At 57.7% G+C, this 19,809-nt stretch carries 17 protein-coding genes and 1 pseudogene; 5 read left to right on the forward strand and 13 right to left on the reverse strand.

Annotated features, from left to right (window positions below; all coding sequences use genetic code 11):
• Positions 1-39: 39 nt before the first annotated feature.
• A complete protein-coding gene (locus FU672_RS03955) occupies positions 40-153 on the forward strand; it encodes a protein YohO (RefSeq protein ID WP_008500895.1) in 114 nt (37 codons plus the stop codon).
• Here the strand turns inward: FU672_RS03955 and FU672_RS03960 are convergent.
• The 5 genes from FU672_RS03960 to bglX all read right to left on the reverse strand — a co-directional run bounded on the left by FU672_RS03960 (position 128) and on the right by bglX (position 6,323).
• Positions 128-865 carry an ABC transporter permease gene (locus tag FU672_RS03960; RefSeq protein WP_148242253.1) on the reverse strand — a complete coding sequence of 246 codons (738 nt, stop codon included), beginning with the start codon at positions 863-865 and terminating at the stop codon, positions 128-130. The two genes, FU672_RS03955 and FU672_RS03960, sit on opposite strands and share 26 nt — an antisense overlap.
• Complete coding sequence (locus FU672_RS03965; protein WP_148242254.1) at positions 849-1,799, reverse strand: ABC transporter ATP-binding protein; 951 nt, start codon at positions 1,797-1,799, stop codon at positions 849-851. Before FU672_RS03965 ends, FU672_RS03960 begins: the two co-directional genes overlap by 17 nt.
• Positions 1,792-2,949 (reverse strand): ABC transporter permease, encoded by a 1,158-nt coding sequence (locus FU672_RS03970; RefSeq protein ID WP_148242255.1) that lies wholly within the window; start codon positions 2,947-2,949, stop codon positions 1,792-1,794. The genes FU672_RS03965 and FU672_RS03970 overlap by 8 nt, the downstream gene beginning before the upstream one ends.
• 12 nt (positions 2,950-2,961) lie before the next feature.
• Positions 2,962-3,879 (reverse strand): glycine betaine ABC transporter substrate-binding protein OsmF, encoded by a 918-nt coding sequence (osmF, locus tag FU672_RS03975; RefSeq protein ID WP_148242256.1) that lies wholly within the window; start codon positions 3,877-3,879, stop codon positions 2,962-2,964.
• Between the two features lie 146 nt (positions 3,880-4,025).
• Positions 4,026-6,323 carry a beta-glucosidase BglX gene (gene bglX, locus FU672_RS03980; RefSeq protein ID WP_148242257.1) on the reverse strand — a complete coding sequence of 766 codons (2,298 nt, stop codon included), beginning with the start codon at positions 6,321-6,323 and terminating at the stop codon, positions 4,026-4,028.
• Positions 6,324-6,512: 189 nt separating this feature from the next.
• Here bglX and dld point away from each other — a divergent pair, with 189 nt between their 5' ends.
• Together dld and FU672_RS03990 are read left to right on the forward strand one after the other, a co-directional pair.
• Positions 6,513-8,261, forward strand: a complete 1,749-nt coding sequence (gene dld, locus FU672_RS03985) for a D-lactate dehydrogenase (protein ID WP_148242258.1) — start codon at positions 6,513-6,515, stop codon at positions 8,259-8,261.
• A gap of 112 nt (positions 8,262-8,373) precedes the next feature.
• Complete coding sequence (locus FU672_RS03990) at positions 8,374-8,928, forward strand: GNAT family N-acetyltransferase (protein WP_148242259.1); 555 nt, start codon at positions 8,374-8,376, stop codon at positions 8,926-8,928.
• Positions 8,929-9,022: 94 nt separating this feature from the next.
• Here the strand turns inward: FU672_RS03990 and pbpG are convergent, their stop codons facing one another.
• Together pbpG and FU672_RS04000 are read right to left on the reverse strand one after the other, a co-directional pair.
• Positions 9,023-9,946 (reverse strand): D-alanyl-D-alanine endopeptidase, encoded by a 924-nt coding sequence (gene pbpG / locus FU672_RS03995; RefSeq protein ID WP_148242260.1) that lies wholly within the window; start codon positions 9,944-9,946, stop codon positions 9,023-9,025.
• 167 nt (positions 9,947-10,113) lie between these two features.
• Positions 10,114-10,701, reverse strand: coding sequence for a Yip1 family protein (locus tag FU672_RS04000; protein ID WP_033146018.1), 588 nt, complete (start codon positions 10,699-10,701; stop codon positions 10,114-10,116).
• Between the two features lie 157 nt (positions 10,702-10,858).
• Here FU672_RS04000 and FU672_RS04005 point away from each other — a divergent pair, with 157 nt between their 5' ends.
• Positions 10,859-11,431 carry a DedA family protein gene (locus tag FU672_RS04005; RefSeq protein ID WP_148242261.1) on the forward strand — a complete coding sequence of 191 codons (573 nt, stop codon included), beginning with the start codon at positions 10,859-10,861 and terminating at the stop codon, positions 11,429-11,431.
• 100 nt (positions 11,432-11,531) lie between these two features.
• Here the strand turns inward: FU672_RS04005 and FU672_RS04010 are convergent, their stop codons facing one another.
• The gene (locus FU672_RS04010; protein WP_148242262.1) at positions 11,532-12,296 is read right to left on the reverse strand and encodes an SDR family oxidoreductase; all 765 of its coding nucleotides are present in this window, start codon (positions 12,294-12,296) and stop codon (positions 11,532-11,534) included.
• Between the two features lie 50 nt (positions 12,297-12,346).
• A complete protein-coding gene (gene mdtQ, locus FU672_RS04015) occupies positions 12,347-13,765 on the reverse strand; it encodes a multidrug resistance outer membrane protein MdtQ (RefSeq protein ID WP_148242263.1) in 1,419 nt (472 codons plus the stop codon).
• A 204-nt stretch (positions 13,766-13,969) separates the two neighbouring features.
• Between mdtQ and yohP the strand changes: the two genes are divergently transcribed.
• Positions 13,970-14,053 (forward strand): small membrane protein YohP, encoded by an 84-nt coding sequence (gene yohP, locus FU672_RS25545; protein ID WP_015572324.1) that lies wholly within the window; start codon positions 13,970-13,972, stop codon positions 14,051-14,053.
• 39 nt (positions 14,054-14,092) lie between these two features.
• Here the strand turns inward: yohP and FU672_RS04025 are convergent, their stop codons facing one another.
• From FU672_RS04025 to FU672_RS04040, 4 genes and pseudogenes are all read right to left on the reverse strand, one after another.
• Positions 14,093-15,487, reverse strand: coding sequence for a glycoside hydrolase family 1 protein (locus FU672_RS04025; protein ID WP_148242264.1), 1,395 nt, complete (start codon positions 15,485-15,487; stop codon positions 14,093-14,095).
• 12 nt (positions 15,488-15,499) lie between these two features.
• Positions 15,500-17,465 (reverse strand): annotated as a pseudogene (gene bglF / locus FU672_RS04030) (PTS beta-glucoside transporter subunit IIABC).
• A gap of 24 nt (positions 17,466-17,489) precedes the next feature.
• Positions 17,490-18,323, reverse strand: coding sequence for a BglG family transcription antiterminator LicT (gene licT, locus FU672_RS04035; protein WP_148242266.1), 834 nt, complete (start codon positions 18,321-18,323; stop codon positions 17,490-17,492).
• A gap of 155 nt (positions 18,324-18,478) precedes the next feature.
• A complete protein-coding gene (locus FU672_RS04040; RefSeq protein ID WP_410053322.1) occupies positions 18,479-19,768 on the reverse strand; it encodes a carbohydrate porin in 1,290 nt (429 codons plus the stop codon).
• Between the last annotated feature and the right edge of the window lie 41 nt (positions 19,769-19,809).

Below are 19,809 nucleotides of genomic sequence, written 5' to 3' on the forward strand. Positions count from 1 at the left end.
TTCACCGTATAATTGTTCCGTTAACAACAGGAGCACATGATGAAGGCAACCAAACTGGCCATTATTACCCTTTTTGTCCTGATGGCCGTGAGCGGTATCGGCGGCGTGATGCTGGCAGGATACTCGTTTATTGTTCGTGGCGGTGTCGGCTGAGGTACAGCGCCAGCCGCTCAAAAAGGCGATCGACGACGATTGCCGCCAGCGCGACCAGCACAGCCCCCTGCACAATATAAGCCGTATTAAATCCGCTCAGGCCGATAATAATCGGCGTTCCCAGCGTATTGGCACCGACCGTAGACGCAATGGTCGCCGTCCCGATGTTAACGATCACCGATGTACGGATCCCGGCAATGATAACCGGTGCCGCAAGCGGTAGTTCAACCTTACGCAGCCGCTGGCCGCGACTCATCCCCATTCCTTCAGCCACGCTCAGCACCGACGCCGGTACCGCCGCGAGGCCCGCCAGCGTGCCCTGCAGCACCGGCAATACGCCGTATAAAATCAGCGCGATAATGGCGGGCTGCTGACCAAAGCCCATCACCGGAACCGCTATCGCCAGCACCGCCACCGGGGGAAACGTCTGACCAATGGCCGCTATCGTCTCCACCAGCGGACGAAACTCCTTGCCCGCAGTCCGCGTGACCGCGATGCCTGCGCCTGTGCCCAGCACAACCGCGATGGCGCTTGAGAGCGCCACCAGCCAGAGATGCGCCAGGGCAAGATTAATAAAGCTCTCCTGCTGATAGACCGGCCGCGGCAACCCGGGAAAAAGGGTGCTAAACAGCGCCGCGCTGTGAGGCATCAGAAGCAGTAAGGCGACAAAGAGCGCTACCAGCCAGAGGAGCGGATCACGCAGTGCCTTCACGCATCACCTCCCCGGCCAGCAGATCGCGAAAATGTAAGGTTCCGCACGGCGTCCCACGGTCATCCGAAACGGGCAATACCTCGCACTGGCGCGCGACAAACGCGGAAAGGGCATCCCGCAGGCTCATCTGTGCCTGCAGCGGTTCGCCGCTCACCGGTACCTCCTCCCGACGCATATAGTCGCCGACCGTGCGCAGGGAGAGCAGCCTCACGCCCAGCTCGCTGCGGCCAAAAAACTCGCGCACAAAGTCGCTCTTCGGCCATGTTAATAGTTCAAGCGGCGAGCCCTGCTGCACCACTTCGCCATGATCCATCAGCACCAGATGGTCGGCCAGGCGCAGAGCTTCATCAATATCGTGCGTCACGAGAACGATCGTGCGTCCGAGAATGCGGTGAATGCGGGTCATCTCCGCCTGCAGTGCCCCGCGCGTGACCGGATCCAGCGCGCCGAAGGGTTCATCCATCAGCAGCACCTGGGGGTTGGCCGCCAGCGCGCGCGCCACGCCCACGCGCTGCTGCTGGCCTCCGGATAACTGATGAGGATAGCGGTCGCGCAACGCGGGCTCTAACCCCAGCAGAGACATCAGTTCATCCACCCGGTCAGCGATTTTAGCTCGCGACCATTTCTCCAGCTGCAGCACGGTGGCGATGTTCTGCGCCACCGTCCAGTGGGGAAACAGGCCGATAGACTGAATGGCATAGCCCATCCGACGGCGCAGCTCCAGCACCGGCAGGCTGCGAATCTCTTCTCCGGCAAAGCGAATCAACCCGCTGTCATGCTCAACCAGCCGGTTGATCATCTTCAGCGTGGTGGATTTTCCCGAGCCCGAGGTGCCAATCAGCACGGAAAACGCGCCCTCGGCAAAGTTCAGGTTCAGATGGCTCGCCGCCGGGCGACCGGCAAAGGTTTTACTGACATCATGAAATTCAATCATTGGCTCTTCTCCTGAGCAGCGCGAGCCATAAGGCAAACAGCGCGTCGACAACGACCGCCAGCGCAATCGTGGGCACCACGCCCAGTAACACCAGATCGAGAGCACTGCTCAGCAGCCCCTGGAACACCAGCGCGCCAAAGCCGCCCGCCCCAATCAGCGCCGCAATCACCGCCATGCCGACGGTTTGTACCGCCACCACCCGCAGGCTGCGCAGCAGCAGGGGCAGCGCCAGCGGGAGCTGAATCTTCCAGAAACACTGCCGCGTGCTCATGCCCATCGCATGGGCGCTTTCCAGCACATCCGGCGCAACCTGACCCAGGCCCGCGACCACGCCACGCACCAGCGGCAACAGCGCATACAGCACCAGCGCGATAAGCGCGGGCGTTAACCCCGTTCCAGCTATTCCGAGCGTTCCCAGCACCGGAAATGACTTCACCAGCCCGGCCAGCGGGGCAATCAGCAGGCCAAACAGCGCAACGGAAGGAATGGTCTGGATAACGTTGAGTACGGCAAAGACTCCGCCCTGGCGTGAAGGATGGCGATAGCACCACATGCCCAGGGGTATCCCGAGCAGGAGCGCCGGAAAGAGCGTGCCGAAGAGGATCGTCAGGTGTTGCGCCAGGGCATCATCAAACACCTCCTGACGGTTGGCGTACTCTTTTAGCAGCGAGAGATTGTTCAGTTCCCCACTGAACAGCAGGAACAATGGAATACACCAGATCTGCGCGTTGAGCACCCAGCGCCAGACGGCGCTGGAGATGAGTCGACGAATGGCATCGCTGCTGGCCAGCAGACACAGCGCCAGCCACAGCCAGAGGCCGCTGCCCACCGCGGTTCTCGCCAGCGGACTTTCCGCCGACGCCATATGCGTCGCCGCCAGCCCGGCCCCCCAGAACAGGATGATAAACAGCCCTTCAGCGAGGAGCAGCGTCAGCCACTGCGCCGTACGCCCTTGCCAGAGCGATAGCGCAACCCACGCGCCCAGCGCCGCCGCCAGCCACCACGGCGTGAACGACCAGATGTCCCAGAGCGCGCGCCCTTCCCCTGACATCAGGCGATTAGGGGCGACATTCACAAACGGCAGCGCGACTGCCGCGATGGCCACGCAGGCCAACAGCAGCAGTACGCGGTTATGACATTTTATTGGCACAGCCCTTTCCCGTTACTTCACAAGCCCTTGTTGTTTCAGGAAGTCGGCGGCCACTTTTTTGGCATCCAGCCCCTCGACGGCAATGCTGGCATTCAGCTGTTGCAGCGTTTTTTCATCCAGTTTCTCGAAGACCGGTTTGAGCCAGTCGGCAATCTCCGGATAGGCTTTCAGCACCGCCTCACGCACGACCGGGGTCGGAGCGTAAATCGGCTGTACGCCTTTAGGATCGGTCAGGGTTTGCAGGCCGAGCGCCGCCACCGGGCCGTCGGTGCCGTAGGCCATTGCCGCGTTAACGCCAGAGGTTTGCTGCGCCGCCGCTTTGATGGTCACCGCGGTATCCCCGCCCGCCAGAGAGAGCAGTTGCGCCTGATCGAGTTTGAAACCGTAGGCTTTTTCAAACGCGGGCAGCGCGTCAGGACGCTCGATAAACTCCGCAGACGCTGCAAGCTTAAAGTCGCCCTTCTCTTTCAGATAGCGGCTGAGATCCGCCAGAGTAGTCAGCTTACCTTTCTCCGCCACGTCCTTGCGCACCGCGATAGTCCAGGTGTTGTTGGCCGGGGCTGGCGTCAGCCAGACCAGTTTGTTCTGTTCCGCGTCGAGTTTTTTGACTTTCTCATATCCGGCGCTGGCGTTTTTCCATGCCGGATCGTTTTCTTGTTTGAAGAAGAACGCGCCGTTGCCGGTGTATTCCGGATAGATATCCAGCTCGCCGGAGGTGATCGCGCCGCGCACGACGGGCGTGGTGCCGAGCTGGACTTTATTGACGGTTTTCACGCCATGGCTTTCCAGCACCTGCAAAATAATATTGCCGAGCAGCGCGCCTTCGGTATCGATCTTCGAGCCCACTTTTACCGGCTCCGCCGCCTGAAGCGGCAGACTCAGAACCGCCAGCAGCACCGCAGATCCCAACATCCCCTTTGCAATCGTCATTCCACTATCCTCATTTATTTTGCTGCCTTTTTCAGAGGCTTGAGAGAAAAGCGTAGCTTAAAACGGCCGAATTAACCGTCAAAATGCCTTTTTAGCATAAGGTAAGACGCATCCCCCGCAGGACGGGGGATGCAAAGGAGGGAAGGTTACAGCAGCTCGAACTCGCCTTGATTCACGCGGGCGGAGTCCACGCCGATAAAGACGTTAAACTTGCCAGGTTCCGCATCATATTTCATCTGCTGGTTCCAGAACTTCAGCGCATCCACGTCAATCGGGAAGCTGATGGTTTGGGTTTCGCCAGGTTTCAGATTGACCTTCTCGAAGCCGCGCAGCTGTTTAACAGGACGGCTCATCGACGCGGTGACATCCTGAACGTACATCTGAATCACCGTTGCCCCTTCGCGCTTGCCGGTGTTGGTCACCTCAACGCTGGCGGTGACCTTACCGTCACGCTTCAGGCTCGGCGCCGACATTTTCACGTCAGAAACCTTGAAGGTGGTGTAGCTCAGGCCGTAACCAAACGGATACAGCGGGCCGTTAGCTTCGTCGAAGTAACGAGACGTGTACTTGTTCGGCTTGTCGGCGTTGTACGGACGACCGGTGTTCAGGTGGCTGTAGTAGACCGGGATCTGCCCGACGGAGCGCGGGAAGGACATCGGCAGCTTGCCCGACGGGTTGTAATCACCAAACAGCACGTCGGCGATAGCATTACCACCTTCGGTACCGGCGAACCAGGTTTCCAGAATGGCATCAGCCTGCTGGTCCTCTTTCACCAGCGCCAGCGGACGACCGTTCATCAGCACCAGCACCAGCGGTTTGCCGGTGGCTTTCAGAGCGGCGATCAGATCGCGCTGGCTCTGCGGAATCGTGATATCGGTACGGCTGGAGGCCTCGTGCGCCATCCCCTGCGCTTCTCCCACGACCGCGACCACCACGTCAGACTGTTTCGCGGTATTCACCGCCTCGTCGATCATCTCCTTCGGCGTGCGCGGATCGACCTTCACCGCTTCCTCGTACTGGTTAAGGAAGGTGACGATGTCTTTATCGTTGGTGACGTTCGCCCCTTTGGCGTACACCACTTTCGCGTTATCACCCACGGCACTCTTAATCCCGGTCAGCACGGTCACGGACTGGTCAGCCACGCCTGCGGCAGACCAGCTGCCCATCACGTCGCGCTTGCTGTCGGCCAGCGGGCCCACCACGGCAATGGTGCCGGATTTTTTCAGCGGCAGCGTGTCGAGGCGGTTTTTCAGCAGTACCAGGCTTTCACGCGCCACTTCACGCGCTTCTTTGCGGTGCAGACGGCTTTCGGCATTGGTATCTGCCGGGTCAGAATCTTTCGGGCCCAGATGGCTGTAAGGATCGTTGAACAGCCCCATGTCGTATTTCACGTTCAGCACGTGGCGCGCGGCATCGTCCAGCTCCGCCATCGTGACCTTGCCGCTCTTCACCAGCCCCGGCAGGTATTTGCTGTAATACTCATCGCTCATGCTCATGTTGATGCCGGACTTGAGCGCCACGCGCACCGCGTCTTCCGGGTCGGACGCCGTACCGTGTTTGATCAGCTCTTTAATCGCGCCGTGATCAGAAACGGTGATGCCCTTAAAGCCCCACTGATCGCGCAGCACGTCTTTCAGCAGCCAGGCGTCAGAGGTCGCAGGCGTGCCGTTCAGCGAGTTTAGCGCCACCATCACCGCGCCGCTGCCCGCGTCCAGCCCTGCCTTGTACGGCGGCATGTAGTCGTTGAACAGACGCTGCGGGCTCATGTCGACGGTGTTGTACTCTTTACCGCCCTCCACTGCGCCATAGGCCGCGAAGTGTTTGACGCTGGTCATCACCGAGTAGCGGTCAGCCGGGCTTTTGCCCTGCATCGCTTCCACCATGGTTTTCCCCATCGTGGAGGTTAAATACGTATCTTCACCAAAGCCTTCCGAGCCGCGGCCCCAGCGCGGATCGCGCGAGACGTCCACCATTGGCGCCCAGGTCATGTTCAGGCCATCGTCCGCCGCTTCATAGGCCGACACGCGCCCGACGGTTTTCACCGCATCGAGGTTAAAGGAGGAGGCTAAGCCGAGGCTGATGGGGAAGACGGTACGCTGGCCGTGCACCACGTCATAGGCGAAGAACAGCGGAATTTTCAGGCGGCTGAGACCCATCACCTGATCCTGCATTTTGCGGATATCCTCGCGGGTGACGGTATTAAAGATGGCCCCTACCTGCCCGTCTTTGATCATCTCACGGATGGCCTCTTTCGGGTTATCCGGGCCGACGCTGATAAGACGCAGCTGGCCGATTTTCTCATCAACCGTCATTTTCTTGAGCAATTCCGTGACAAACGCGTCCCGTGCTTCAGGCGTGAGCGGGTGATTGCCAAACAAATCCTCTGCCAGCGCAGGTTGCAGTGCCAGGCTGACGGCGACACCTACAGAACATAGCCATTTCATGTCGTTTTACTCTCTCATCAATAACCGCCGGACGATCTCGGCCATACCGTGCGAAAAGCGCAGTGTGCCACAAACCCTCAGGACGTTGCAGGGTTATTCTCTGATTTTTCTCGTGAATACTCGACCGCTTAACAGTTAATCGCGCTATGCTTTACAGCGAGAAATTTGCCCCACCACAAGGAGTGGAAGATGTCTTCTGTTCGAACTGACGATAACACGACTTTTATTAACGAACTGTCGCGCCTGGTTGGCTCCTCTCACCTGCTTACCGACCCGGCCAAAACCGCCCGCTACCGTAAGGGTTTCCGCTCCGGTCAGGGCGACGCGCTGGCGGTGGTCTTCCCCGGCACGCTGCTGGAGCTGTGGCGCGTGTTGAGCGCGTGCGTCACCGCCGACAAGATTATTTTAATGCAGGCCGCCAATACCGGCCTGACCGAAGGCTCCACGCCGAACGGCAACGATTACGATCGCGACATCGTGATTATCAGCACCCTGCGCCTCGACAAGCTTCACCTGCTGGATAAAGGCGAGCAGGTGCTCGCGTTCCCCGGCACGACGCTCTACTCCCTGGAAAAAGCGCTTAAGCCGCTGGGTCGTGAGCCGCACTCGGTGATTGGTTCCTCCTGTATAGGCGCCTCAGTGGTCGGTGGGATCTGCAACAACTCCGGCGGCTCGCTGGTGCAGCGCGGCCCGGCCTACACCGAGATGTCGCTGTTTGCCCGTATTGACGAAAACGGCAAGCTGACGCTGGTCAACCATCTGGGAATCGATCTCGGCGTGACGCCAGAACAGATCCTCAGCAAGCTGGACGACGATCGCGTAAAGGACGAAGACGTGCAGCACGATGACCGTCATGCGCACGATCATGACTACGTGACCCGCGTGCGGGATATCGATGCCGATACGCCGGCGCGCTACAACGCCGACCCGGACCGCCTGTTCGAATCCTCCGGCTGCGCCGGGAAGCTGGCCGTTTTTGCCGTGCGTCTGGATACCTTCCCGGCAGAGAAAAAGCAGCAGGTGTTTTACATCGGTACCAATCAGCCTGAGGTCCTGACGGAGATCCGCCGTCATATTCTGGGCGAATTCACCCACCTGCCGGTAGCTGGCGAGTACATGCACCGGGACATTTACGACATCGCCGAGCGTTACGGCAAAGATACGTTCCTGATGATCGACAGGCTCGGCACCGACAAAATGCCGTTCTTCTTCACCATGAAGGGTCGCACCGATGCGATGCTGGAGAAAGTGCCGCTGTTCAAACCCCACTTCACCGACCGCTTTATGCAGAAGCTGGGCAACGTTTTCCCGGCGCATTTACCGGAGAGGATGAAAACCTGGCGCGATAAGTACGAACACCACCTGCTGCTGAAAATGGCCGGAGACGGGATTGCCGAAGCGCAGACCTGGCTGACCGAATTCTTCAAAACCGCCGAAGGGGATTTCTTTGCCTGTACGCCTGAAGAGGGCAGCAAAGCCTTCCTGCACCGTTTTGCCGCCGCAGGAGCCGCCATCCGTTATCAGGCGGTGCATTCCGAAGAGGTGGAAGATATTCTGGCGCTGGATATCGCCCTGCGACGTAACGACACCGAGTGGTTTGAGCACCTCCCGCCGGAAATCGACAGCAAGCTGGTGCACAAGCTCTATTACGGCCACTTTATGTGTTATGTCTTCCATCAGGATTACATCGTCAAAAAAGGGGTCGATGCACACGAACTGAAGGAGCAGATGCTCGCCCTGCTGCGCGAACGCGGCGCACAATATCCTGCGGAACATAACGTCGGACATCTTTATAAAGCCCCTGACGCACTTAAGCAGTTTTATCGCGAGAATGACCCTACAAACAGCATGAATCCCGGCATTGGTAAAACAACGCGGAAGAAATACTGGAAAGAGAGCGCAGACGCGGAGCAGCGCATAACGCAAGCGTCTGATTAATTCTTACAGCCAAATTTGAGAGATTGTTTAGCGCGCCTTAATCGTAATAGAGTAACTCTCTGTCGCCGGAGTAACGTTTCTCCGGCTTTCTATCACGAGGAGCAGGCACATCATGTCGGCTGTTGATGTTTTATCCGAGACCGAACTGGAAGTGCGCGATGCCCTTCCCGATGATGTGCATGCCATCGCCGCCATCTATGCCTGGCATGTGCTTCACGGGCGCGCGTCATTTGAAGAAGTCCCCCCGACTGTCGACGAAATGCGTCATCGTATGAAAAGCGTTGCTGAGAGCGGTTTACCGTGGCTTATCGCGCTGTATCGCGGCATCGTGGTGGGCTACTGCTACGCCACGCCTTACCGTCCGCGACACGCCTACCGCTATACCCTGGAAGAGTCGATTTACGTGGATGCCAGCATCACCGGGCGCGGTTTTGGCTCGGCGTTAATGGACGCGCTGATCGCCCGCTGCGAACAAGGCCCGTGGCGGCAGATGATTGCCGTTGTGGGAGATGGCAACAATAATTCAGGCTCGCTGCGGCTGCATAAAAAGCACGGCTTCGAGATTGTCGGTCAGCTGCGCAGCGTGGGGTATAAGAAAGGCGACTGGCGGGATACGGTGATTATGCAGCGCCCGCTCAACGATGGAGACTGGACGCTGCCGGAATAAAAGCAAAACGGTAACCTGGGTTACCGTTTTTAGTGTTTTCTCCCTCTCCCTGTGGGAGAGGGTCGGGGTGAGGGCATCAGCGCGCACAAACGGCTCAGTCGTTCTGCGCCGTCGCCATCTGTTCCGCTTTCTGTTTTTTATACGTCAATGCTGCGGCCGGAACGGGCTGCACTTTCCCGGTCTCAATCCAGGTACGCAGGCGGCTCGCATCCGCAAAGTGAGTATATTTGCCGAAGGCATCCATCACCACCAGCGCCACCGGTTTACCGTTAAACACCGTGCGCATCACCAGACAGTGTCCTGCCGCGTTGGTAAAGCCGGTTTTCGTTAACTGAATATTCCAGTTATCCCGGTATACCAGGTGGTTAGTGTTGCGGAACGGCAGCGTATAGGCCGGGTTAGCAAAGGTCGCCATCTCTTCACGGGTGGTACTGAGCTGACCAATCAGCGGATACTGTTTGCTGGCAATCAGCAGTTTCGTCAGATCGCGGGCCGTGGAGACGTTGCTGATCGACAGACCCGTCGGCTCAACATAATGCGTATTGGTCATCCCCAACGTTTTGGCTTTCGCGTTCATCGCACGGATAAAGGCGTCATAGCCGCCCGGATAGTGATGCGCCAGGCTCGCCGCCGCACGGTTTTCAGACGACATCAGCGCCAGCAGCAGCATATTTTTACGGCTGATTTCACTGTTCAGCCGCACGCGAGAGTAGATCCCTTTCATCTCCGGCGTGTGGCTGATATCCACTTTCAGCTTTTCGTCCAGCGGCAGATGGGCATCAAGCACCACCATCGCGGTCATTAATTTGGTAATCGAGGCGATCGGGCGCACCAGGTCCGGGTGGCTGGCGTAGATCACCTTATTGGTGTTGAGATCGACAATCATCGCGCTGCCGGACGCAATTTGCGGTTGAGCAGCAGCGGCGGTCACCGCGGGCGTTTTAGCGACAGCCGGCACGGCAGCGGACACGCCCAGCAACAGCGCCAGGCTAAGTAAAGAGACTCGGAATTTCAGCATGGTGAGACTTCTGATAATTATTCACGCACGTCATGACGTACACCGCCTGTATCAACTGACAAATACAGGCTGGCTTCGGCATCATAGCGGTCACCGGGCGTTGTCGCCAGCGGATAATCGTGAACAGATGCTGCATTGCTGGCATTTACGCCAGCAATGCAGTGAACTCAGAAGAGACGGTATCCATAACCCCAAAGAATAACCGTCAGCGCCAGTAGCGCCTCCAGCACCAGCACCCCGATGGCGAGCGTTGAACTGGAAAAACTCAGGCCCTCTTCTTTATTGATATTCAGGAAGGTTGGAACCCCCAGATACAGCAGATACCCGGTGTAAAAGAGGGCAATGGTACCGATCAGCGCGCACAGCCAGACCAGTGGATAGAGCGCAACAATACCGCTTAAGAACAGCGGGGTCGCGACATATCCGGCAAAGACCATACAGTGCGCCAGCGATGGACGTTGCGGGTAGTTACGCGCCATCCAGTGAATGACACGCCCCATTATCGCCACACCCGCCAGCATCAGGCCATAAAAAACGATGGCAAGATAGAGCCCGGTAAACCAGGAAAGCTGAACCACGGTGCCGTCACCGAAGTTCCAGCCGATTTGTGTTGTTCCGATAAAAGCGCATATTACCGGCACCGCAGCCATCAGCAGCACATGATGCGTGTAATGATGCGAGACCGTTTCGTTCTCACTTTTAATGACATGCATTTCACGATCGGGATGGGAGAAAAGTCCCCAGACATGGTTCATAGCGCCCCCTTATTGTCAGCCCGTCAGCGATACCTTAAGTATAATGCAGGCTTTAGATTATTTTATGTACAGTGGGAAATTTCCGTTGATTTCCCCGCTGTTGATTCATGAGGTATATGATTAAACGAGGTACGCTGAGGGAGAAAACATTTACGTAATGGATATTAACGCACTCATTGAACAATATGGATATGCCGCGCTGGTCATCGGTAGCGTGGCAGAAGGTGAAACCATCACGCTGTTAGGCGGCGTCGCCGCGCATCAGGGATTGCTGAAATTCCCACTGGTCGTCGCCGCGGTCGCGCTCGGCGGGATGATTGGCGATCAGTTGCTCTACTTTCTGGGGTTGCGCTTCGGGCCCACGCTGCTTAACCGTTTCGCAAAGCATCAGAAGAAAATCCGACGCGCTCAACGGCTCATTCAACGTCACCCCTATCTGTTCGTCATCGGCACGCGCTTTATGTATGGCTTTCGCATCATCGGGCCGATACTGATTGGCGCCAGCCATCTGCCGCCAAAAATTTTCCTGCCGCTCAATATTGTGGGTGCGATTGCCTGGGCGCTGATCTTTACAACGCTTGGCTACGTCGGGGGAGAAGTGATTGCGCCATGGCTGCATAATCTCGACCAGCATATTAAACACTGGGCGTGGCTGATTCTTGTGGTTGTGGTGGTGATTGGCATCAGGCTGTGGCTGAAGCATCGGGAAAAGATGCGGGATGAGGAGTAAGTGCGGGCTGGTGCCCTCACCCCGGCCCTCTCCCAAAGGGAGAGGGTGTTTTTAGTTCCCTCTCCCTTTGGGAGAGGGTTAGGGTGAGGGTGAGGGGAACCTACCCCTCCGGCTTAAACTGCGGGTTCGCCAGCATAAAACCCCCGTCGACAATAAACGATTGCCCCGTCGTGTAGCTGGCGTCGCTGTCGCACAGCCACGCGACCAGGCTGGCAATCTCTTTGGTGTGCCCCGGTCTTGCCAGCGGGATTTCCGGCATTGAACCTTCCTTCACTTCGCTGTCGTCCATGTCGTTCATCGGTGTGGCAATGGCTCCCGGCGCGACGGCGTTCACCAGAATATTATGCTTAACCAGTTCCATCGCCATGGATTTGGTTAACCCGCCGAGCGCATGTTTTGCCGCCGTGTAGGCGCTCGCTTCCGGCAGCGGCGTGTGCTCATGCACCGAGGTAATGTTCACAATTCGCCCCCCTTCCCCCTGCTTCACCATCTGCCGGGCGGCAATTTGTGAACAGAGAAACGCGCCGTCCACGTCGACGGTGAAAATCGTCCGCCAGTCGTCAAACGGCATATCAAGGAACGGCGCTTTGGTCATCGCACCCGCATTGTTGACCAGCACGTCCAGCCGACCAAAACGCGCAATCAGCGTTTCAATGGCCTCTGCACCTTCCGGCAGGGTGCTCAAATCAAGATGGATAGCCTCCGCGCGCTGCCCCTGCGCTTCGACTTCGCGACAGGTTTCCAGAGCCCCTTTTTCATCCGAGTGCCAGGTGACGCCAATATCAAACCCGCGCCCGGCGAGCATCAGGGCCGTGGTTTTACCAATCCCGGAATCCGATGCGGTCACAATCGCTACTCTGGTCATACTCACCTCCTGAAAAACTGCAAAGAGGTAAGTATAGATAATGACCTTTTTTAGCCGTGGTGATAGCCACCGCCCAGCGCCGACGTCAGCTGCAGCGTGGCGTCGACATACTGGCCTTTCAGCAGCAATCCTGCGAGGTGTTCCCTGAGGGCCGGGATTCTGGCTTCACTGACCCGGGAGCCCGCAACGATCCCCGCGCTGAAACGCGCCTGCGCCAGCGCCACAACCCGCGCCGCATCTTTTTCAACCTGCTGCTGATGGCGGTTCTTCGCCGTCAGCGTTTCGACTTCACTGGCCGTGCGTGCCACCTGATTGACGGCTTCGACCACCGCTTTGTTGTAGTTGGCCACCGAAAGGTTGTTCTGTGCCTGGGCGATATCCAGGCTGGCGTTCAGCCTGCCGCTGTCAAAAATCGGCAGCGTCAATCCGGCGGTCACGCCCATCTGCTGCGCTGAAGAGCGAAACAGATCGCTCAGATGGAGGGCATCCTGCTGTAAGAACGCCATCAGGTTTACGTCAGGATAGAATGCCGCTCTGGCGGCCTCCACCTCGCTCATGGAGGCTTCGATATACCAGTGCGCTTCCTGAAGATCCGGACGGCGTGCCAGCAGTTCATAACCGAGCGTCGACGGTAACGAGGCGTCTACCGTCGGCAGCGCATGGCGCGTAAGCGTCACAGAGGAAGAATTCGTCAGCGCGACCAGACGCGCCTCTACGGCTTTCATCTTCCCGTTGACTTCTGCCAGCTGCTCTTCGGTTTTGTTGGCGTTGATATCCGTTTCAACACCCTCTACGGAGGAGGTGATCCCGTGCTGATAGAGCTCGCGGTCGGCACCGATAATGTTGTCCTGTTCATGTTTGATCTGCGCGAGAACCTCCCCTGCGGCGGCCTGAGTTTGCCACTCCCAGTAGAGCCGCGCCACGCTGCCGGCCAGCAGCTGGCGGGTCTGCTCCAGCTCCGCTTTTTGCGCATTCACTTTGCCAATCCGGGCCTCGACCTGGGCGCGATTTTTTCCCCACAGATCGAGATCCCAGCCCGCGGTCAGGCCAAAGGTGCCGTTGGTGTACCACGGCCCGGTGGTGCCTGCAGCCGGGTCGGTAAGGGCAAAGGGCCCCATCAGCCCTTCGGCGGACATTTTCTGGCGTTCCGCATCGGCGGAAAAATCAATTTGCGGACCATCGGCCGCCATAACAGCTTTAGCCTGAGCTTCGGCAAGCGTAATGCGCTGACGGGCAATCTGCATATCCGGCGCATCGCTCAACGCTTTCGCAATCAGCGAATTAAGTTCGGGATCGTTATAGTCTTTCCACCACTCATTTTTCGGCCAGTCGGTATGGCGAAGCTGCGTATTCACCGACGCCGCAGTGGTTTGCGTTTTAATGGGAGACACCGTGGCATGTTCAGGCGCGCAGGCAGCCAGAATAAATACAATGGGAGCACTCAGAGATAAAATAAGAGAACGTTTCATGACGCCATAAACTCAAAAAAATAAAGGCGCAAGTTACGCTCGATGTCGTACATTTTTTTAGTAACGCGTGGCAATCCGCAAATTGTCATACATTTTAATACTCGGAAATTTATTCCCAAAGATAATGATTAAATTCAATACATTCATGCCAAATATAAATACGCTGCTACACTTATTCAGGACATACATGAGTGGGAGAAGGGAATGAAAATATTACTGTGGGTTATTTTGATTATATTTCTGATAGGGCTCTTAGTGGTCACCGGCGTATTCAAGATGATTTTCTGATTCATTTGCCCGGCGCATCGCCGGGCAACGTCCTTGATATCAGGCTTTCAGCGAAGCGCCTTTCGTGGTAATAACCTCTTTATACCAGTAGAAACTTTTCTTACGGCTGCGCGCCAGCGTGCCTTTTCCACTGTCATCGCGATCGACGTAAATAAAACCGTAGCGCTTGGAGAGTTCAGCTTTTGACGCGCTCACCAGGTCGATTGGCCCCCAGCTGGTATATCCCATCACCGCAACGCCGTCTTCAATCGCTTCACGCACCTGTACCAGATGGTCGTTAAGGTAGCTGATGCGATAGTCATCCTGTACCACGCCGTCCGCATCCGGTTTATCCTTCGCCCCGAGGCCATTTTCCACGATAAACAACGGCTTCTGATAGCGATCCCAGAGCACGTTTAACAGGGTACGCAGACCGATGGGGTCAATCTGCCAGCCCCATTCGGAACTTGCCAGATGCGGGTTTGGCACCATGCTCAGGATGTTGCCGCGCGCCTGCTGATTGAGGGCGTCATCCGCGGTGACGCAGCCCGTCATGTAGTAGCTGAACGAGATAAAATCGACGGTCGATTTCAGCGCCTCACGGTCGGCATCAGTTACCTCAAGCTGGATACCGTTGTCGCGGAAGAAGCGCTGCATATACCCCGGGTAGGTGCCACGACACTGCACGTCGCCAAAGAATTGCCACGCGCGGTTTTCCTGCAGCGTCTCCAGCACGTCTTCCGGCTTGCAGGTCAGCGGATACATCAGGCCGCCCAGCAGCATGTTGCCAATTCTGGCATCCGGGATAATCTCATGGCAGGCCTTCACCGCCAGCGCGCTGGCCACCAGCTGGTGATGGATTGCCTGGTACACCTCCCCTTTGCTGCTGGTTTCCGGCAGGCCCACGCCGGTCATCGGCGCGTGCAGAGACATATTGATCTCGTTGAAGGTCAGCCACAGCTTGACCTTTTCTTTGTAACGCGCAAACACAGTACGGGCGTAGCGCTCGAAGAGCCCGATGGTCTGGCGGCTGCCCCAGCCGCCGTACTGTTTCACCAACCCCCACGGCATTTCGTAATGCGACAGCGTCACCAGCGGGGTAATGTTGTGCGCAGCCAGTTCGTCAAACAGCCGGTCGTAAAACGCCAGCCCCGCTTCGTTAGGCTGCTGCTCGTCGCCGTTCGGAAAAATGCGGGTCCAGGCAATGGAGACGCGCAGGCAGCTAAAGCCCATCTCGGCGAACAGCTTGATGTCTTCCGGGTAGCGATGATAGAAGTCGATGGCGACATCCTTGATGCCGCTGTCACCCGCGACGCGCTCCACCACCGGGCCGAAGACCCCCTGCGGCTGAACGTCTGAGGTGGACAGCCCTTTTCCATCCTCCCGATACGCGCCTTCTACCTGATTCGCGGCAACCGCGCCGCCCCATAAAAAATCGTCCGGGAAAGTTTTCATCACGTTCTCCTGTTATTGATGGATTACGCTGAGTAATGGCGCACCGGCTTTGACGGACGTTGCCGCCACGGTCGCCACCTCGCGGTACTCATCGCTGTTACTGATAATAATCGGGGTCGCCAGGTCGTATCCGGCATCGATAATCGCCTGTCGGTCAAACTCCAGCAGCAGATCGCCGGGCTGCACCTTGTCGCCCACCTTCACGTGGGCGGTAAACGGCTTACCGTCGAGCTTCACGGTGTCGATCCCCACGTGGATTAACACTTCAATACCGCTGTCGCTGAGCAGGCCGATGGCGTGTTTGGTCTGGAAAAGAGAGGCAACAACGCCCGCAAACGGGGCAACCACTTTGTTATCGGAAGGAATGATCGCGGCACCGCTGCCCAGCAGGCCGCTGGCAAACGTGGTATCCGGCACCTGATCGAGCACCAGCACGGTGCCGGTCATCGGTGCCAGCACATCGTTTTCACCCACTGGCGCAACCGCCTCGGGCGCTGAGCGTGCTGGCATGCCCGCCGCCAGCGTCAGGACACAGCTCAGCACCAGCGCCACCACGGTGCCGATAATGCCGCCCCACAGCGTGGCGTCCACGCCGCCCGGCGGGATCATCTGGGCGATAGTAAAGACGTTGGCAAAGCCAAAGGAGTAAACGTGGGTGTCGCTGAAGCCGACAATCGCCCCGCCGATTGCCCCCGCCACGCAGCCGAAAATAAACGGTCTGCGCAGCGGCAGGTTAACGCCGTACACCGCCGGTTCGGTGATGCCGAAAATCCCCGCCGTCACGGACGAGCCGGCCAGCATTTTCTGACGGGCGTCGCGGGTACGCAGGAAGATCCCCAGCGCCGCGCCGACCTGGCCAAACACCGCGGGCAATAACATTGGCAGCATGGAGTCATGTCCCAGCACCGCGAGGTTGTTAATCATCAGCGGTACCAGCCCCCAGTGCAGGCCAAAAATAACGCAGACCTGCCACAGCGCGCCCATCGCCGCACCCGCCAGCCACGGAGCCAGGACGTAAATCCACTGGTAGCCGTTGGCCAGCATCTGGCTGAGCCAGGTCGCCAGCGGGCCAATCACCAGGAAGGTCAGCGGCACGGTTAATCCTAAGCAGATCAGCGGCGCGAAGAAGTTTTTCATCGAGGAAGGCAAGAGCGTCGTACTCTTTTTTTCCAGCCAGCAGCTGACCCACGCGGCGAGAATAATCGGGATCACCGACGAACTGTAGTTGAACCAGGTGACAGGAATGCCCAAAAAGGCTTCCGATACCGCGCCCGGCTGCTGGCTGGCGTTAAACGCCGCAATCATCATCGGATGGGTGAGCGCCCCGCCGATCACCATGGTAATAAACGGGTTGCCGCCGAATTTTTTCCCGGCGGTATAGCCCAGCACCAGCGGGAAGAAGAAGAACAGCGCGTCGCTGGCGGCAAACCAGATCTTATAGGTACCGCTCTCGGTGCTGAGCCAGCCGCACACCGCGGCCAGCGCCAGCAGCCCTTTCAGAATACCGGACGCGGCCAGAATGCCGATAAACGGGGTGAAGATCCCGGAGACTATGTCAATCAGTCGGCCCAGCAGGTTACCCTTTTCCCCTTTTTCTTCCACGACGGGCGCGTCATCGGTGAGGCCTGCTTCATTGCGCACCGCCTGCCAGACGTCGTGAACGTGGTTGCCAATCACCACCTGAAACTGGCCGCCGCTTTCAACCACCATGATCACGCCCGGGTTTTTCTTCAGCCCTTCGGCATCCGCTTTCTGGTTCTCTTTCAGTTTGAAGCGAAGCCGGGTCGCGCAGTGCACGAGGCTGACGATGTTCTCTTTTCCGCCAACGTGGCCGAGAATATCCTTCGCTAAAGCCTGGTATTCCATCTCGATTTCCTTACATCCGATGCCAGCAGGCACCTGTTGACTGAGTATAAAAATAAAAAAACCCGAGAACGTCCTCCATGAGGAGGGCGCGCTCAGGTTTTGCCTGCATGATGCAGTAACAATCCTGTTTTGGGGCTTAACGCCCCTCTTTTCTCACCCGCTCGATATGAATGGCGAGGAACATAATTTCTTCGGTTGTCAGCTCACGCTGATAGCTTTTGTTCAGGTGCTGGGCGATTTTCTCAGCGCACTTCCACGCTTTCGCGTAGTTGTCTTTTACTGCCGTATGCAGCGAGACATCGTCATCTTCCACCACGGTGCGGGTGAGCATCCGCTGGGCAAAAAACTTCAGGTGGGTGACAAAACGCTGATAGCTGAGCGACTCTTCGTCATACTCAAGCTGCAGCTGATACTTCACCAGCTGCAGGATCTCCTGCATCACCCGCGTCACGTGCATCACGTCCGGCATTTCGCTGTTCAACTGCGCGGTGACCAGATGCAGCGCGATAAACCCGGCCTCATCCTCCTCCAGTTCGACGTTCAGGCGTCTGGCGATAATGGCCCGCGCCTCCAGCCCTAATTCGAACTCCTTCGGATACAACCGTTTAATATCCCACAGCAGTACGTTTTTGATGGCCAGCCCTTTCTTCTGCCGCTCAATCGCAAAGTAGCAGTGGTCGGTTAGGGTGATATACAAACTCTCCTGCAGCTTGCCCAGCCGCTGCGCCGCCAGCCCGATGATGCGGTCGCAGGTGGTCATCACCTCCAGCGGAATTTGACTCAGCAGCTCCCCAAGTCGACGCACCAGTTCATCGCTTTGTAACGCAAACACCTTTTCAACCAACGCGGTATCCAGCGCTTCACCGACGCGCTTCTGAAAGGCCAGCCCACGGCCCATCACCACCTGTTCGCGCCCGCGCTCATCCTGAACAACCACCACGTTATTATTGAGTATCTTGGCGATTTTCATATGAACCCCAGAAACAAAAAAACCTGACCTCCGGCAGATGCCAGAAAATCAGGTTTTGCCTGCCTAAGCAGTAACAATCCAGTTCTGGCACTCTATCAGTTTCATTCGTAGCCTCAATACGTCACGCATCAGAAACGTGATGCGGATCGACATTGCTAGAACGTCACGACGGTTTTCAGCTCCGTTACCCAGGCATCCTGCGTCCGGGATACACCGCCCGGATGGTGCCAGTACTGAATGCCCGGCTGCAGCTCCAGCCACGACACCGGACGGAAGCGATAGTAAAACTCACCGTTCAGGGAGTGGCCCGGCACCGGGTGATACGCCGGATCGTTATAGTCCGACACGCCGCTCAGGCTGTTCATATAGCGCTGGTTGCGCGCGTACTGGCTGCTCATATCAATCCAGGTCAGCCCGAAGCCAATCCAGTCTTCCGGGCGCGCGTCAAACAACCCGCGGTAGCGCAGCGAGGCGGCGTAAACCTGATGCATGTAGTTAGTGCTCTGATCCGCAAGGCTCATGCTGAACGAGGTGCTCAACCCGCGATTCGGATCGTCCTGGTGCTGCGTAAGCTGCTGGTTCAGCCCGGCGTACATAAACCAGGTTCGGCTGTGCGTTTCAAACCCGTCCGGGTCCGTCGCGCCCGCACCGCCGGATTGGCCGCGATAGAGATCGGTTTGCGGCGCGTTGGTAAACACCACGCCGAGGTTGTACGCGCCCGGCAGGCCGTTAATCAGCGGACGCGCTTCGATTTCAACCGGCAGTAAGACCCCTTTGCTGCCCTTCGTCGACCAGCTCCAGGCGTGGCTGCGGCTGGAGGCCTCCGGATTTTGCTCCATCACGCCGCCTTTCAGGGTCAGCGTCGGCGTTAATTTATACGCAAGCGTGGTGCCCCAGGTGTGAACGTTCCAGTTGTTCCAGGTCAGCGAGTTGGCTGACTTCCCGCCGCACTGCGACAGCAGCTGGAAATCACAGGGGATGATTTGATCGAAGGTTTGCACCTTGTTCATCATCCCGATGCGCCAGGTCAGACGCCGGTCGTCAAAGCTGCGGGCAAAGGTCAGCCATCCGAGGCGAGTAATCGACTGCCCGCCCCAGCTCTCCTGGGTCAGGTCGTTAAAGTTGACGCGCGGGTCCTGCACGCGTTTGGTGGTGAGGTCGTCATTGTGGTTACGGTTGACGATGTTCCCCTCGATACGCGCATCCGGGATGCCGGTCCAGCGCTCCAGGTCCTGGTTGAAGGTCAGCGCAAACTGGTCGATATAGGCCACGTGGGAGTCGTGGTTATAGCCACCGCCGCCGTTCCAGCCGATCTCATTCAAATAACCGAGATTGTACGTAAAGCCGTTATCGTTAAGGATCTTACGCACACCGAGCATATCGCCGAGAAGGGGAGCCGGTGGAGCCTCAAAACCTAATACCGTTCCGTTCCAGTCTTGCGCCATCGACAGCGGAGATATCGTCAATAAGGCGAACGCGTAGAGTT

Origin of the sequence: Enterobacter asburiae (assembly GCF_008080435.1) — a bacterium.
Classification (GTDB): Bacteria; Pseudomonadota; Gammaproteobacteria; order Enterobacterales; family Enterobacteriaceae; genus Enterobacter; species Enterobacter asburiae_C.